This is a genomic window from Pseudomonadales bacterium (assembly GCA_024234215.1).
In the GTDB taxonomy this organism is placed as follows: domain Bacteria; phylum Pseudomonadota; class Gammaproteobacteria; order Pseudomonadales; family UBA5862; genus JACKOQ01.
This window is the reverse complement of record JACKOQ010000003.1, coordinates 284,087-299,314: the sequence shown is the minus strand read 5'-3', so window position 1 is coordinate 299,314 and position 15,228 is coordinate 284,087. Positions and strand designations below refer to the sequence as shown.

At 62.4% G+C, this 15,228-nt stretch carries 13 protein-coding genes; 10 read left to right on the top strand and 3 right to left on the bottom strand.

Going from position 1 to position 15,228, the window contains the following annotated elements; all coding sequences use genetic code 11:
- Positions 1 to 129: 129 nt before the first annotated feature.
- Entirely contained in the window at positions 130 to 1,119 is a 990-nt protein-coding gene (locus H7A13_08140; protein MCP5333312.1) for an acyl-CoA dehydrogenase family protein, read from the bottom strand.
- Positions 1,120 to 1,390: 271 nt separating this feature from the next.
- Here H7A13_08140 and H7A13_08135 point away from each other — a divergent pair, with 271 nt between their 5' ends.
- The 5 genes from H7A13_08135 to H7A13_08115 all read left to right on the top strand — a co-directional run bounded on the left by H7A13_08135 (position 1,391) and on the right by H7A13_08115 (position 9,174).
- Positions 1,391 to 1,957, top strand: a complete 567-nt coding sequence (locus H7A13_08135) for a GspH/FimT family pseudopilin (protein ID MCP5333311.1) — start codon at positions 1,391 to 1,393, stop codon at positions 1,955 to 1,957.
- A 14-nt stretch (positions 1,958 to 1,971) separates the two neighbouring features.
- Complete coding sequence (gene pilV / locus H7A13_08130) at positions 1,972 to 2,448, top strand: type IV pilus modification protein PilV (protein MCP5333310.1); 477 nt, start codon at positions 1,972 to 1,974, stop codon at positions 2,446 to 2,448.
- A gap of 65 nt (positions 2,449 to 2,513) precedes the next feature.
- Entirely contained in the window at positions 2,514 to 3,578 is a 1,065-nt protein-coding gene (locus H7A13_08125; GenBank protein MCP5333309.1) for a PilW family protein, read from the top strand.
- Positions 3,579 to 3,597: 19 nt separating this feature from the next.
- Entirely contained in the window at positions 3,598 to 4,233 is a 636-nt protein-coding gene (locus H7A13_08120) for a hypothetical protein (GenBank protein ID MCP5333308.1), read from the top strand.
- Between the two features lie 27 nt (positions 4,234 to 4,260).
- Entirely contained in the window at positions 4,261 to 9,174 is a 4,914-nt protein-coding gene (locus tag H7A13_08115) for a hypothetical protein (GenBank protein ID MCP5333307.1), read from the top strand.
- 31 nt (positions 9,175 to 9,205) lie between these two features.
- On the opposite strand, the gene H7A13_08110 is transcribed toward H7A13_08115, so the two are convergent.
- Positions 9,206 to 9,802: a nucleotidyltransferase family protein gene (locus H7A13_08110; protein ID MCP5333306.1), complete on the bottom strand. Its 597-nt coding sequence runs from the start codon at positions 9,800 to 9,802 to the stop codon at positions 9,206 to 9,208.
- Positions 9,789 to 10,748, bottom strand: a complete 960-nt coding sequence (locus tag H7A13_08105; protein ID MCP5333305.1) for an XdhC family protein — start codon at positions 10,746 to 10,748, stop codon at positions 9,789 to 9,791. Before H7A13_08105 ends, H7A13_08110 begins: the two co-directional genes overlap by 14 nt.
- A gap of 216 nt (positions 10,749 to 10,964) precedes the next feature.
- Here H7A13_08105 and thrS point away from each other — a divergent pair, with 216 nt between their 5' ends.
- The 5 genes from thrS (at position 10,965) to pheS (ending at position 15,179) form a co-directional block, all read left to right on the top strand.
- Positions 10,965 to 12,890, top strand: a complete 1,926-nt coding sequence (gene thrS, locus H7A13_08100; GenBank protein MCP5333304.1) for a threonine--tRNA ligase — start codon at positions 10,965 to 10,967, stop codon at positions 12,888 to 12,890.
- Positions 12,887 to 13,429: a translation initiation factor IF-3 gene (gene infC / locus H7A13_08095; GenBank protein ID MCP5333303.1), complete on the top strand. Its 543-nt coding sequence runs from the start codon at positions 12,887 to 12,889 to the stop codon at positions 13,427 to 13,429. Before thrS ends, infC begins: the two co-directional genes overlap by 4 nt.
- Before the next feature lie 64 nt (positions 13,430 to 13,493).
- Positions 13,494 to 13,688 carry a 50S ribosomal protein L35 gene (gene rpmI / locus H7A13_08090; protein ID MCP5333302.1) on the top strand — a complete coding sequence of 65 codons (195 nt, stop codon included), beginning with the start codon at positions 13,494 to 13,496 and terminating at the stop codon, positions 13,686 to 13,688.
- Between the two features lie 39 nt (positions 13,689 to 13,727).
- A complete protein-coding gene (gene rplT, locus H7A13_08085; protein MCP5333301.1) occupies positions 13,728 to 14,087 on the top strand; it encodes a 50S ribosomal protein L20 in 360 nt (119 codons plus the stop codon).
- Positions 14,088 to 14,159: 72 nt separating this feature from the next.
- Positions 14,160 to 15,179 (top strand): phenylalanine--tRNA ligase subunit alpha, encoded by a 1,020-nt coding sequence (gene pheS, locus H7A13_08080; protein ID MCP5333300.1) that lies wholly within the window; start codon positions 14,160 to 14,162, stop codon positions 15,177 to 15,179.
- Positions 15,180 to 15,228: the final 49 nt, after the last annotated feature.

Genomic DNA, 15,228 nt, shown 5'->3' with positions numbered 1-15,228 from the left:
CGTGCTGTCCGGCTGGGACAATTCCCTATCATCACTGCAAGTCAGAGCACCCAGTTTCTCTGTGGGTGCTTGGAATTGTTATTAAAACGTCGATCGAAAGCAAGCGCTCATTCGCTTGCGTCCGACGGTTCATGATGAGTGGCCGAATCTCTCCCAGGCCTTGGTCGAGCGCTGCAGGGTGCCCTTGGCCATCCGCAGAATGCCACTGTCGCGCTGCCAGGCCGCTGACAGTTCGCCGGGCAGTTGGCCGAGGCAGGGCGCACACTGTTCGATGATGGCGACGGCCTGGTCATGGCAGCCCTGCAGCAGGATTTCGGTCGCAGGCTGGCGTGGATCGAGGTCGCTGATGCTGCGGTAGGCCATGATCAGGAACAGCAGCGACTGGCGCTGCGCCAGCGGCCAGCGGTGGACGGTGGCAAGGCGAAACAGATGGCTGGCGAGTGCCGCGAAGATGAAGCTCGATTCGAGGGTGGCGAACGGGCGCGTGTAGTCGGCGAAGCCATCGCCCGGCAGGAGATCCTCCGCGCGCACCACGACCTGCTGCAGGCGGGCATGGCCATGTCTGAACTCCGGCATCCAGGCGGCGGCCGGCAGATCCTCGATGGTGACGCCGGCCTGCTGGCTCGACAGCCGCACGACCTTGAGCTGTCGTCGGCCGTCGGCCGTCTCGCCGCTGGCTGCCAGCACCAGCAGTTGCTGGGCGGCAGTGCCGCCGGAGACATAGCTCTTCTCGCCATCGAGCAACCAGTGATCCTGATTGGCGGTCAGGGTGGTGGCGATGTCGCGCGGGCTCTTGCCGCCACGTTCGGTGACCAGCAGCGCGGCGCGGCGTTGATCATCGAGTCCCGGAAAGAGTTGCTGCAACGCATTGTGATAGCCGCTGCAGAAGGCATGGGCCACCCGGCCGGCCAGTGCGCCGCCGATGATGGCGCGGTCGATCGGGGTGAGTGCTCGGGCGGGAAACAGCGTCGCGATGCGCAGATAGTGTGCCCACCACGATTCCATGCTGACCGGCCAGTCGTACGGAGTGTCGCTGGATGGGCCATGGATCAGCAGCCAGTCGAACAGCCAGGGGGCCTGCTCGGTGGAGGAGTGCGTCAATGCATTGATTTCGTTCATTGATTCCGGTCCGTGTGCGAAGGTTCGAAGCGCCATTGTCACGCGTCGGTCGGGTCGTGAACAGCCTGCGGTGGCCAACGACCAGTCGTGCGGTTTGAACAGCGCTGCTGTTCGGCACGACGGCGGAGTGTGATCCGAATCACGGTCTGCGTCAGCCGAAGCCGCCGGATCGCCGTTCGTCCGCCGCGTGCTGCCTTTCATCGCTCTTTGCCGGCACAGCGTCGATGCGCGTCTATCTTTTGATCAGACATTCATCATTGCTGATCTGACCATGCATCCGAACAAGCGACTTCACGGCGGTTTTACCCTGATCGAGCTGGTGATCCTGATGGTGGCCATCGCGCTGATGGCCACCATTGCCATCCCCAGTTTCGATTCGAGTGTCTCACGCAACAGCATCGACGCCGCGCAGAGCGAGTTGCAGTCGGCGCTCAATCTGGCACGCAGTGAGGCGGTCAAGCGCGGCAAGACGGTCACCCTCTGTGCCAGCAGTGACCAGCAGAGTTGCAGCACGGCCTGGAGCAGTGGCTGGTTGCTGTTCGTCGACAACAACTCCAACAGCGCGCTCAACAATGGCGAGGAGATCCTGCGCGTCGGCCGGGCCGTGAATGGCCGCAACAGTCTGGCGATGAGCGGATCGGTCTCGAACAACGCCATCCAGTTCAAGAGCAGTGGCTTCTCCAATCAGAACGCGACTTGGACCTACTGTGCCGCCGACAAGGTGGTCAGCAAGGCCCGGGGCATCGTCGTCGAAAGTTCGGGCCTGACCCGCAGATCGCGAGACACCAACGGTGACGGTGTGCAAGAGGGTTTTTCAGCAGCGTTGTCATGTCCATGAGGGGGCGGTGGCAGATGAAAAAAGGTGCATCACACGCAAAAGAGGCAGGCTTCAGCCTGATCGAGGGGCTGGTGGCGCTGGTGATCTTCTCGATCGGTCTGCTCGGCATGGCCGGGCTGCACTCGACCGGCATGCGCATCAACTCCGAGAGCTGGCAGCGTGCCCGCGCCAACAACATGGCGATGGACATCCTCGACCGCATCCGGGCCAACCGGGATGAAGCGTTGGCGAACAACATCTACCTGACTGATCTGACCGATGCCTCCACGACCTATGCCGCCTGCAGCGGCGCATGCGGCTCGGCCCAGGCGGTGGCCAACAATGACCTGCGGCAGTGGAAGTCGACCATCGAGTCGCAACTGCCGGCCGGCAAGGCTGGCATTGCCGTGGTCAATCCGGGCCCCAATCCGGTCTATGTCGTCACCGTGCAGTGGGATGAGAGCCGCGGCACCGGCACGCCGATCAGTTACGTGATCCGCTCAGAACTGTGAGGCCGGCAACGATGAAAAGGCACACCCATTCAAGCAGGCAGTCCGGGGTTACCCTGATCGAATTGATGGTAGCAATGGTGATCGGCCTGCTGCTGTTGAGCGGGCTGGTCAATGTGCTGGTCGGCAGCAAAAAGAGCTACCAGTGGCAGGATGAGCTGTCGCGTCTGCAGGAGAATGGCCGGTTTGCCGTGCAGACGCTGAGCCGGGAGATTCGCCTGGCCGGTTATGCGGGCTGCTCACCCGTCATCAACAACCTGCTGAATCCGGCGGGCACTGGCTACAGCAATTCTCTGTTTGATCTGAGTGAGGTGGCTACCGGATGGGAGTTTACCGGCACTGCCGTGGGCAACAGCTATGCAATGAACAGCACCAATCCGACAGGGGTTGCATTGTCATCCTGGGATGATCCGGCCTTGGCTGATCTTGCCGCTGGCCTGCAGAACAAGGTGGTGCCGGGCACCGATGTGCTGGTGCTGAAGCGCGCTTCGGCCAAGGCCGGCGTCACCGCATCGGGCAACACCCCGGCCAACGCCAACACCGTCAACCTGACGGCTGCCAGCGGCATTGCAGCGGGCACCATCCTGATGATCTCCGATTGCAGTGGCGCCGATGTGTTCCAGAATCGGGCGAACGCCAATGCCCACAACGTCACCCGCGGCGCCAGCAACAGCAATCCGGGCCCAGGCAACGTCAACCCCGGCCACTACAATTTCAGCCACCGCTATGAGTCCGATGCCGAAATCTACACGGTGGCGGTGACGGTTTTCTACATCGGCATCAGCGCTGGCGGTGAGCCGGCGCTCTACCAGATCTCCTATGACATGGGCAGTGCCGGCACGCCGGTGGCGCTGGTGGAGGGGGTCGAGAACATGCAACTGCTCTATGGCATCGATCTGAATGGCGACGATGTGCCGGAACAGTATGTGACCGCAGCGGCGCTGGGCGGCAATGCCGACCGGGTGCGCACCATCCGGCTCGGACTGCTGCTGCGCTCCTTCGCCAAGGTCGATAAAGACAGCGTGATTTCCAGTTATGACCTGTTGGGCACCACCCTCACCACCCCCAACGATGGGCGCAACCGCTCGGTACTGACCACGACGGTCAAGCTGCGCAACCGCGGGCAGATGTGATTTCAGGGGCGAACCAAAGATGAAGCGATCGAACGGCATGGCGATACATCGAGGCGGCAATCGGCAGCGGGGCGCGATACTGGTCGTGGGACTGATCGTATTGCTGCTGATGACACTGCTGGGACTGTCGATCATGGGCGGCAATGCCGTCGAAGAGAAGATGGCCGGCAACGAGCGTGATCGGCAGATCGCCTTTCAGGCGGCCGAGGCCGCCTTGCGCGAAGGTGAGCGCTTGATCGTGCAGACCAACAGTTGGCAGACGCGGGTCAATGACAACTGCACCAACGGCTTCTGCAAGTCGAAGAAGCTGGATGCCAACTATGCGGCCAGCATTGGTGTCAGCAGTTGCAGCGCCAACAGCCTGGAGGAGCGCTGGGTCGACATTCCGGGCTGCACCGGCAGCCGCAATGTCTGGAGCACGGCCAATCGCCACCGCAGCTACACCACCTCGGCCTTCAGTGAAGTCAATGCCCAGGCGATGTACATCATCGAACTGGTCGGCAACTCCATCGAACCGCCCAACGACATCACCACCTGCCCCAGCGTGATGGTGTCCGACATCTGCCCGGATGTCTTTCGCGTCACTGCGGTCGGCATCGGTGGCACCTCTGCAACCCGGGTCGTGTTGCAGAGCACCTATAAAAAACCCTTGTAGTAGATGTTGACGCAAGAGGAATCCGCCATGGCACATCACCGCTCCAGCAGAAACAGCGCGCGCTCCCTGCTGATGCTGCTGGGCATCCTGCTCAGCCATGGGCTGTTCGCGCAGGTCTCATCCGACACCGTGAGCAGTTTCACTTCATTGCCACCGGTCACCACCCCCAGCACGCCACCGCTGCTGCTGATTGCGATGTCGCGCGATCACGAGCTGTTCCGCAAGGCCTACTCCGACTACAGCGACATCGATGGCGATGGCCAGATTGACACCACCTACAAGGACAGCATCGAGTATCTCGGCTATTTCGACAGCAACTTCTGTTATCAGTACGACAACGGCAAGTTTTCTCCGATCGGGCAGGTCAACAGTGGGACTCACAAATGCAGCACTGTCGATGGCTGGAGTGGCAACTTTCTCAACTGGGCCAGCATGACCCGCATCGACCTGATCCGCACCGTGCTCTATGGCGGCAAACGGCAGGTCGATCCCACCAGCAGCAGTGGCAATGTGCTGCTGGAGCGCGAACTGATCCCGCCCGACATCCATGCCTTTGCCAAGGTCTATGATGGGGCTGCCAGCGGCGCCATCGCGCTGGCCGATCTGGTGCAGGGCAGTCCGGCCAATGGCGCCATCACGCTGTGCAATGTCTCCAAGTGGCCGGCTTCGACCGCTCAGAGCGGCACACTCGACACCAGCAGCTACCCTCCTCTGCTGCGGGTGGCCTATGGCAATGCCACAGGACGGGTCGGCTACCCCAACTGGGGGGCGACCGAGGTGGTGCAGTGTCAGTGGAATGGCACTGCCAACTCGGCGGGTGATGCCGACCGCCCTGCTGGCAATGACACCAGCAATGCCTACAAGGTGCTGGTCGAGCGCTGTGTGGCCAGTCAGGATGGTCCGGTCTCTGCCCGCTGCAAGCGTTACGACAACAACACGCCGAGCAACAGCAGCGATGACCTGTTCAAGCCGATCGGTCTGCTGCAACGCTATGGCGAGCGTGGCCAGATGCGTTTTGGCCTGATGACCGGCAGTTACGACAACAACAGCCACGGCGGCGTGCTGCGCCAGGGGGTGGGTCTGCTCAGTGAGGTCAGCACCACCACCGGCAAGATCACCGCTGACAAACTGATCGGCACGCTCGACAAGCTGCGCATCGCGACTTACCGCCGGGCCAGCGCAAGCGCGCTCGGCAGCGGTGGTGGCTACCAGAACTGCGGCGACTATGTGCCTGCCAGCTATGTCAAGAATGGCTCCTGCGCCGACTGGGGCAACCCGCTCGGCGAGATCTACCTCGAAGCGGTGCGCTATCTGGCCGGGGCCAGTGCGGCCTCGTCGGCCTATCTGGTCACCGAGGGTCCGACAGCCACTGAAAACGACATGGTTCCAGGGTTGACCCGCCTGACCAGTTGGAGCGACCCCTACAACTTCGGCCCCAGCAGCAGTGCCGTGCCTTGCGCCCAGTGCGCGCTGTTGCTGATCTCCACCTCACAGGGCTCGTTCGACTCGATGCGCGATGCCGCCGACTGGCCCAGCAGCGGCTTGCCGACAGGATTTGCCGTGGCCACGGCCACCAATGCGATACAGACCAAGGAGGGGCTGGATGGCGTCAGCGTGCTGGCTGGCCGTGTGGGCAGCAGCACCGATCAGGAGTGCAGTCCCAAAACCATGGCGGCGGGCACGCTCGATCAGGTGGATGGCATCTGCCCCGAGGCGCCCAGTGCCGAGGGTGGCTATGACATCGCCGGACTGGCCTACGAGGCGGCCGTCAAGGATCTGCGTACTGGTTTGAGCGGCACCCAGAAGATCAAGACCTTTGCAGTCTCGGTGGCCGAAGACCTGCCCAGCTTCATCGTCACCAGCAGCACCAACGCTGCCAAGCAGGCGCAGATCGTGCCGCTGTGCAAGTCGAGGTACTCCCACAATGTGGCAGTCTCGCATGACTTTCAGAAATGCTCGCTGGTCGATGTGATCAAGGAGTCGAACCCGTCCACACTCCCATCCCCTTGCACCAGCAATGGCAGCTACCACCGCTTTCTGCTGACCTGGGAGGGCACCGCCTGGGGCAGTGACCATGACTTCGACATGGAGCAGCGGCTGGAGTATTGCGAGGCGGCTGGAAATCTCTGGGTCAGAACCTCGGTGACCCGGGATCAGGCAGGCGCCGAATTCAACTTTGGTTTCACGCTGGTGGGCACCGATCCGACTCAGACGGTGAACTACCCGGCCGAGGTGACCATCAGCGAAAGCAACAGCGTCGTCACTCAGCCTGCACGCTCACTGCTGATCACCGGCGGCGGCACCCGCCTGCAGAAGCCACTGTGGCTGGCGGCCAAGTATGGTGGCTTCACTGACCTGGATGGCGACGGCACGCCGGTTTACAAGGGCAGCAGCAGCGACCGCCGCGAGTGGGACAGTGTCGACAACCTGACCGGTGTGCCAACGCCAGACGGCGTGCCCGACAACTACTACCAACTGCGCAACCCTACCAGTCTGGAGGCGGCGCTGACCCGCATCTTCGCCTCGGTGGCCGGTTCGGTGGCCTCCGGTACCGCAGCGGCGGTGGTGGCCAACAGTTCGACCGGGGTCGGCGCGGTCTATCAGGCGCTCTACCATCCGCTGATCGAGAACGGTGGCCAGAAAATCACCTGGGGCGGCACGCTGCAGGCGCTCTTCATCGACGGCAAGGGCCGGCTGCGTGAAGACTCCAACGGCGACGCCACCCTCGATGGCTGTGATGTCGACCCGGTGGTGGAGATCTTCTTTGACGCGGTCAATTTGCCGACCGGCACCAAGATTCGCCGCTACACCGGCGGCACGGCCAATTGCAGCAATATCGGTGCACCAGTGGTGCTGGCGCTGGAAAACCTGCACCTGCTGTGGAGCGCTAACCCGCTGCTGGCTAACCTCAGCGATGTGACGACCCAGCGCAACTACGCCACCGCCACCGATGCGCCCTCCGGTGGCGGTCGGCACCTGCTGACGGCGATCGACGGCACGCTGACCAACTTTGATACCGCCAGCATCAACAGCAGCAACTTCACCTGGTTCAATGTGGCGAGCGAGGCAGAGGCTGACAACATCGTGCGCTGGGTGCGCGGCGAAGAGGGCATCACCGGTCAGCGCAGCCGCACCATCGAGTTCGACGCCAGCCACAGCGGCCTCGAACCCTGGCGGCTCGGTGACATCATCAACTCCACGCCAACGGTGGTCGGGCGGCCCAATGCCAACTATGACCTGCTCTATGGCGATGCCAGTTACCTTACCTTCAAGACGCAGTATGCCGGCCGTCGCCAGGTGGTCTATGTCGGCGCCAACGACGGCATGGTGCATGCGTTCAACGGTGGTTTCTGGGACGAAGCCAATCTGGCGTTCACCACCAGCAGCGCCAGCAAGACCGCCCATCCGCTGGGGGCGGAGCTGTGGGGCTATGTGCCGGAAAATCTGCTGCCGCACCTCAAGTGGCTGACCGATCCGGCCTATCCGCATGTCTACTACATGGACGGTTCGCCGAAGAGCTATGACGTCAGGATTTTCTCTGACGATGCCACCCATCCGGGCGGTTGGGGCACCATTCTGGTGGTCGGAATGCGTCTGGGTGGCGGCGCCATCACCGTCGACACCGCAAACAATGGTCTGGGGGCCCCCAACAACAGCGATGACCGCACTCTGCGCTCGGCCTATGTGGTGCTCGACGTCACCGACCCGGAGCAACCGCCGGCACTGATTGCCGAGATCAGCCATGCCAACCTCGGCCTGACCACCAGCCAGCCAACGCTGGTGAAGCGGGTGACGCTGGGTGTCACCCCCTCCTATCAGTGGGAACTGGTCTTTGGTTCCGGTCCGACGGTGTTGACGGATGTCACCAGCACGCAGAATGCGAGACTCTACCGCTATGACCTGGTCAACAGGGCATTCGTCAGCGGTTTCGCGCCGCTCGATCTGGGGGTTGGCAACAGCTTCGTCGGTGATCCGAGCAGCGTCGACTGGGATCTCGACTACCTCGATGACGCTGTCTATTTCGGCATCGCCTCGGGCACCGGCAGCAGCATGAGTGGCCGGGTGTCGCGGTTGAGGCTGAGTGACAACCAGATCTACCCGCTGCTCAACGGCGCTCAGCCGGTGGTGGCGGCACCGATGACCTCGATCGATGGCAATGGCAGCCGCTGGATCCATGTCGGCAGCGGCAAGCTGCTCTCGACCACAGATCGCAGCAATGCCCAGAGCCAGGCGCTCTATGGCATCAAGGAGCCCTATGACAGCTCGACCTCGACCTGGACCTGGGGCACGGTGTCGGCGAGTGATCTGCTCGATTCGAATTCAGTGCGGGTCTTCACCGACGGCAGTGTGACGGGTGTGGATGCGAATGGAAATGCCGCTGCGATCAGGACCGTTGGCGGTACCACGCTGACGTACACCGTCAACGGTGGCAACGGTGGCAACGGTGGCGGTGGTGGCGGTGGTAGCACGATCACCACCTTCGCCCAGCTGAAAGAGGTGGAGAAGACGCTGCCCGGCTGGCAGAAATCACTGCCGGCGAATGGCAGCGACCCCAGCACGCGGGTGCTGCATGCCGGGGCGCGCATCGCCGACATCGTGCTCTTCAGCGACCATCAGCCGTCGCTGGCCGCCTCCTGTGACATCGGCAGCAGCCATCTTCATGTGCTGCATCACCAGACCGGCACGGCGCTCACCTATGCACCGATCGGCAGCACCACCACGGTGCTCAACAACAGCAAGCCGATGTCGTTGAGCTCGCTCGATCTGGGGCCTGGCATCGCGTCGATGCCGGTGATCCATCAGGGAGCCGGGGATGATGGCATCACCGTGATCACCCAGCAGTCGACCGGCAGCCTGACCGGTTCCGATGTCAATCTTCAGCCAGCGCTGCGGGCACGGCAATCCTGGCTCGAGCTCGATCCGGCCGAGGTGTTCAAGTGAGGTGAGGCATCGAGCCCGCCACGCGGCGGGTTCAAGGTGACTGGAAGCGGTCGAGGTCGGCGGCGGTGTCGACGTCGAACAGAATGCCGGGGTCATCCAGGTCGACAAAGGTGATCTGCGCCTGGTGCTGCTCCAGCAGCCCGCGTGCGCCACGATCGCCGGTGAGCTGTCGCAGTGGCGCGAAGTACTGGCGGCCAAAACCGACCGGATGGCCCCACTGGCCAGCGTGGCGTGGCACGACCAGGGCATGCTCGTCCAGCCGGGCGAGCAGCGTGGCGATGCTCTGACGGCGGATGCCGGGCATGTCGCCGAGCAGCAGCAGGCAGCCGGTATACCCTTCGAGCAGCGCGATGCCCGCGGCCAGCGTGTGGCCCATGCCGAGCGCCGCATCAGGGCTCCAGTGAGGATGGCCACCCCACTGCTCGACCAGGCGCCAGGCTTCGCTGGCCCCGGGGCGCAGCATCACATGCACATCCTGTTTCCAGGGGGTGAGCGGCTGCAGGCTGGCCTCCAGCAGCACGCCACCCTGCCTCAGGGGCGCCATCAGCTTGTCGGCACCGTAGCGCCGCCCGGCGCCTGCGGCCAGCAGCAGCAGTGCGTGGCGCGGCGTCGGCTCAGCCGTCGACACGGGCGCGCACCTGAATCAGCTTGGCCAGAATGGAGATGGCGATTTCCGGTGGCGTCTTGCTCTGGATCGGCAGGCCGATTGGTGCATCGAGCCGGGCGATCGCCGATTTGGGCAGATCGAGCTGCTCCAGCCGTTCGCGCCGCTGCGCCGAGGTGCGCAGCGAACCCAGCGCACCGACATAGAAGGCCGATGAGTTGAGCGCCTCCATCAGCGCCATGTCGTCGATGCGGGGGTCATGGGTCAGGGTGACCACCGCGCTGTTGGCACCGTCCGCCCAGTGACGCACGGCATCGTCGGGCATGCCGCCGGCCAGCGTGATCGGCGGGCCGTTCCAGGCGGCCAGAAGTTCGGGACGCGGGTCGGTCAGGATCACCTCGAAATCGAGCGCCAGCGCCATCTCGGCCAGATAGCGGGCGATCTGGCCGGCGCCGACCAGCAGCAGGCGGTAACGCGGTCCGAACACCTGGGTCAGCCGCTGCTGCGCCAGACGGGTGGGGCTGTAGTGCTGCGGCTGGAACAGTTGCATCTGACCGCTGGAGAGGTCGAGCGTGCGGCCGATCAGGCGGCGCTGTTCGATCGCGGTAAAGATGGCGGCGAAATGGGACTGGGTCGCTGCGGTCGGTGACAGCGGCTCCACCACCAGCGACAGCCGGCCGCCGCAGGGCAGACCAAGCCGTTCGGTCTCGGCCTTGCTGACGCCGTAGCTGAGCTCTTCGGGGCGCTCGCTGGCGATCTCGCCACTGCGCAGCGCAGCAATCAGATCATCCTCGACACAGCCACCCGACAGCGAACCGCGCACCTCGCCGCTGCGGTTGCAGGCCAGAATGGAGCCAACCGGACGCGGCGAAGAACCGAAGGTGGCGGTGATGGTGCAGAGCCAGCCCGATTGACCGCTCTGCAGCCAGTGCGTGAGCTGGCCGATCACTTCGAGGTTGATGCTGTCCACGGGGTGGTTCCTGTCTGTGCGGTTGGTCGATCAAAAACATCGGGCGGCTGTTTTGCTGCGGTGTCCGGCAGCGGACCCGGGAGACGGCCGGATCGAATTCTATTCCAATCGGCACAGCGGCTATAATGCCAGCCTGCGCCATCGTGATCGCACTGCCGGCGATCACCGCTCGACACGTGGCCTTTGGTAGCGGTCACCACTGCAAGAGGATTCGAAATGCCCACCATCACTTTGCCCGATCACTCCCGCCGTCAGTTCGATCATCCGCTCACCGTGCAGCAGGTGGCTGCGGCGATCGGCCCTGGACTCGCTGGTGCCGCACTGGCCGGCCAGGTGAATGGCCGACTGGTCGACACCTCCTTTGTCATCGATCAGGATGCCGAGCTGGCCATCATCACCGCGCGCGATGAAGCGGGAGTGGAGGTGCTGCGCCACTCCTGTGCCCACCTGCTGGCGATGGCGGTCAAAGGACTCTTTCCCACGGCCCAGGTCACCATCGGTCCGGTGATCGAGGAGGGCTTCTACTATGACTTCGCCTATGAGCGGCCCTTTACCCCGGAAGATCTCGAAAAGATCGAAGCACGCATGGTCGAGCTGGCCGAGCGCGACATCCCGGTAGTGCGACAGCTCATGAGCCGTGATCAGGCGATCGCGCTGTTCGAGTCGATGGGCGAACAGTACAAGGTCGAGATCATTCGGGAGATTCCGGCCAGCGAGGCGCTCTCCTGCTATCGGCAGGGCGACTTCATCGACCTCTGCCGCGGGCCCCATGTGCCCAGCACCGGCAAGCTCAAGGCGTTCAAGCTCACCAAGGTGGCGGGTGCCTACTGGCGAGGCGACTCCCGCAACGCGATGTTGCAGCGCATCTATGGCACCGCCTGGCCCGATACCAAGGCGCTCAAGCAGTACCTGCATCGTATCGAAGAGGCGAGCAAGCGTGACCACCGCCGCATCGGCAAGCAGCTCGATCTGTTTCATGCGCAGGAAGAGGCGCCCGGCATGGTGTTCTGGCATCCCAAGGGCTGGACACTCTATCAGGTGATCGAGCAGTACATGCGCAGGGTGCAGCAGGCGCATGGCTACCAGGAGATCAAGACCCCGCAACTGGTCGACTACTCGCTCTGGCACCGCTCCGGCCATGCCGACAAGTTCGGCAAGGAGATGTTCAGCACCGAGTCCGAGAGCCGCAACTACGCAGTCAAGCCGATGAACTGCCCCTGCCATGTGCAGGTCTTCAACCAGGGGTTGCGCAGCTACCGCGACCTGCCGCTGCGGCTGGCCGAGTTTGGCTCCTGTCACCGCAATGAGCCTTCGGGAACGCTGCATGGATTGATGCGGGTGCGCGCCTTCACCCAGGACGATGCCCACATCTTCTGCAGCGAGGCGTCGATTCAGCAGGAGGTGGCCGACTTCATCGACCTGCTGTTCAAGGTCTACCGCGATTTTGGCTTTGACGAGGTACAGTTGAAGCTCTCCACCCGCCCGGCCAATCGGGTCGGCTCCGACGAGGTGTGGGACAAAGCCGAAGCGGCCTTGGCCGAGGCGCTCGATCAGAAGGGGCTCAACTGGGATCTGCTGCCTGGCGAGGGGGCCTTCTATGGTCCGAAGATCGAATTCTCGCTGAAGGATTGCCTGGGACGCATCTGGCAGTGCGGTACGATCCAGGTCGACTTCTCGATGCCGGGCCGGCTCGATGCGCAGTATGTGGGTGAGGATGGGCAGCGGCATGTGCCGGTCATGCTGCACCGCGCCATCCTCGGCTCCTTCGAGCGCTTCATCGGCATCCTGATCGAGCACCATGCCGGTGCCTTCCCGGTCTGGCTGGCGCCGGTGCAGCTGGTGGTCAACAGCATCACCGATGCACAGGCGAATTATTGCCGCGAAGTGACAGAACAGTTGGTCGCTGCCGGTTTTAGAGCCGTTCCAGACTTGAGAAACGAGAAGATCGGCTTTAAAATCCGCGAGCATACCTTGCAAAAGGTGCCCTATCTGCTGGTCATCGGCGATAGGGAGGTCGAATCCAATCAAGTGGCTGTACGTGCGCGCGATGGCAAGGATCTGGGTCAGATGAGTCTGGCACAGCTCGTTGCCCTTTTGAATGTTCAAATGGCGCAGCTCGGCCGCGTTTCCGTGGAGAATTGACAATCAAGCGCGAGTCAGGAAGAGGATCCGAAAAAAACCGGATCAATGGAGCGATTACCGCTCCCCAGGTTCGAGTGGTGGATGCCGAGGGTCAGCAGGTGGGAGTCATCCCGCTGAGTGAGGCACTGCGGCTGGCCGAAGAGGCCAAGCTCGATCTGGTCGAGATCGCCGCATCGGCCGATCCTCCGGTCTGCAAGATCATGGACTACGGCAAGTATGTTTTTGAGGCCAAAAAACAGAAAGCCGCTGCCAAGAAAAAGCAGAAACAGATTCAGATCAAAGAGGTCAAGTTCAGGCCAGGGACGGACGAGGGGGATTATCAGGTCAAACTACGCAACCTGATACGTTTCCTTGAAGAGGGTGACAAGGCCAAGGTCACGCTCAGATTTCGGGGTCGGGAGATGGCCCATCAGCGCCTTGGCGTCGAACTGCTCAAGCGTATTGAGCAGGATCTCGAACCGCATGGCGTGGTGGAGCAGATGCCGGCAATGGAAGGACGCCAGATGACCATGGTGATCTCCCCGAAAAAGAAAAAGTAGCTCCGATGTCGCGGTTTTCCGCAACCTTGGGGTCATCATCCAACGAATGCGCAGTGGTGAAAAAATGCCGAAGATCAAAACCAACCGTGGGGCGGCCAAGCGATTTCGCAAGACCGCGACCGGTTTCAAGCACAAGCAATCCTTCAAGAATCACATTCTGACCAAGAAGAGCACCAAGCGTAAGCGTCAGCTGCGCCCGATGCATGCCGTCGACCATGCCGATCAGTCGGCGGTGGCGCGTATGCTGCCCTATCTGTGAGTGTCGGTCAGACCATGTTGATTTGCAGAGGATTCATCAATGGCTCGTGTTAAACGCGGTGTGCAGGCACATCGCCGTCACAAGAAGATTCTCGACCAGGCCAAGGGCTACTATGGCGCCCGCAGCCGGGTCTATCGTGTCGCCAAACAGGCGGTCATCAAGGCTGGACAGTATGCCTACCGTGACCGTCGGCAGCGCAAGCGCGCCTTCCGCGCGCTGTGGATCACCCGCATCAATGCGGCGGCACGCCTGCATGGGCTGAACTACAGCCGGATGATCGATGGGCTCAACAAGAGCTCGATTCAGATCGATCGCAAGATTCTGGCGGAGCTGGCCATGCATGACCAGGATGCCTTTGCCGCTCTGGCAAGCCGGGCCAAGGCCGCGCTGGGAGGCTGAAGAGCACGCTCTTCAAGGGTTGGACGTTAAGGGGAAGCGCTGGTCTTCCCCTTTTTTTATCCCGAAGGAAGCATGATGGAAAGTCTTGAGAAGCTGTTGCACGACGCCGAGGCGGCGATTGCCGACTCGGCCGATCTGATGGCTCTGGATCAGGTTCGGGTGTTCTATCTGGGCAAAAAAGGCGTCATCACCCAGCAGCTCAAGGAGTTGGGAGCACTGCCGGCCGAAGAGCGCAGAGCGGCGGGAGCGCTCGTCAACCGGGTCAAGGAGCAGTTGCAGGTGTTGCTGGCGCAGCGCAAGCAGACACTGGATGCGCAGGCGCTCGATCAGCAACTGGCGCAAGGCTGGGTCGATGTGACGCTGCCCGGGCGCGGACAGTCGAGTGGTGCACTGCATCCGATCACCAAGGTGCTGGAGCGGATGGAAGACATTTTCACTTCGATCGGCTACGAAGTGGCCGAAGGGCCGGAGGTGGAGGATGACTACCACAACTTCGAGGCACTCAACATTCCGGCCCACCATCCGGCGCGGGCCATGCACGACACCTTCTACATCGACGCCCATCGGTTGCTGAGAACCCACACCTCACCGGTGCAGATTCGGCAGATGAAGCAGGGCCAGCCACCATTTCGCCTGATTTGTCCGGGGCGCGTCTACCGTTGTGACTCTGACGTGACTCATACGCCGATGTTCCACCAGGTCGAGGGGCTGGTGGTCGACCGCGACATCTCCTTCGCTGATCTGAAAGGAACCGTCAGCGGTTTTCTGCGCAGTTTTTTCGAGCGCGATCTGCAAGTGCGATTCAGACCCTCCTATTTCCCCTTCACGGAGCCCTCGGCCGAGGTCGATATTTCGTGTGTGATCTGTTCGGGAAGTGGCTGCCGGGTCTGCAAATCGAGCGGCTGGCTCGAGGTGATGGGGTGTGGCATGGTCCATCCGCAGGTGTTTCGGCACTGCGGCATCGACAGCGAGCTGTGGAGCGGCTTTGCCTTCGGCATGGGCGTGGAGCGGTTGGCGATGCTCCGTTATGGTGTCGATGATCTGCGACTCTTCTTTGAAAACGATCTGCGGCTGTTGGAACAGTTCCATTGAGCCGAATCTTGCCATGTCTGCGCCTGATCAAACCGAATCTGGACGACCT

Bases quoted from the DNA above. Each gene is read 5' to 3' on its own strand.
- H7A13_08140 (MCP5333312.1), bottom strand. From the start codon at position 1,119: ATGAACGAAATCAATGCATTGACGCACTCCTCCACCGAGCAGGCCCCC.
- H7A13_08135 (MCP5333311.1), top strand. From the start codon at position 1,391: ATGCATCCGAACAAGCGACTTCACGGCGGTTTTACCCTGATCGAGCTG.
- pilV (MCP5333310.1), top strand. From the start codon at position 1,972: ATGAAAAAAGGTGCATCACACGCAAAAGAGGCAGGCTTCAGCCTGATC.
- H7A13_08125 (MCP5333309.1), top strand. From the start codon at position 2,514: ATGGTAGCAATGGTGATCGGCCTGCTGCTGTTGAGCGGGCTGGTCAAT.
- H7A13_08120 (MCP5333308.1), top strand. From the start codon at position 3,598: ATGAAGCGATCGAACGGCATGGCGATACATCGAGGCGGCAATCGGCAG.
- H7A13_08115 (MCP5333307.1), top strand. From the start codon at position 4,261: ATGGCACATCACCGCTCCAGCAGAAACAGCGCGCGCTCCCTGCTGATG.
- thrS (MCP5333304.1), top strand. From the start codon at position 10,965: ATGCCCACCATCACTTTGCCCGATCACTCCCGCCGTCAGTTCGATCAT.
- rpmI (MCP5333302.1), top strand. From the start codon at position 13,494: ATGCCGAAGATCAAAACCAACCGTGGGGCGGCCAAGCGATTTCGCAAG.
- rplT (MCP5333301.1), top strand. From the start codon at position 13,728: ATGGCTCGTGTTAAACGCGGTGTGCAGGCACATCGCCGTCACAAGAAG.
- pheS (MCP5333300.1), top strand. From the start codon at position 14,160: ATGATGGAAAGTCTTGAGAAGCTGTTGCACGACGCCGAGGCGGCGATT.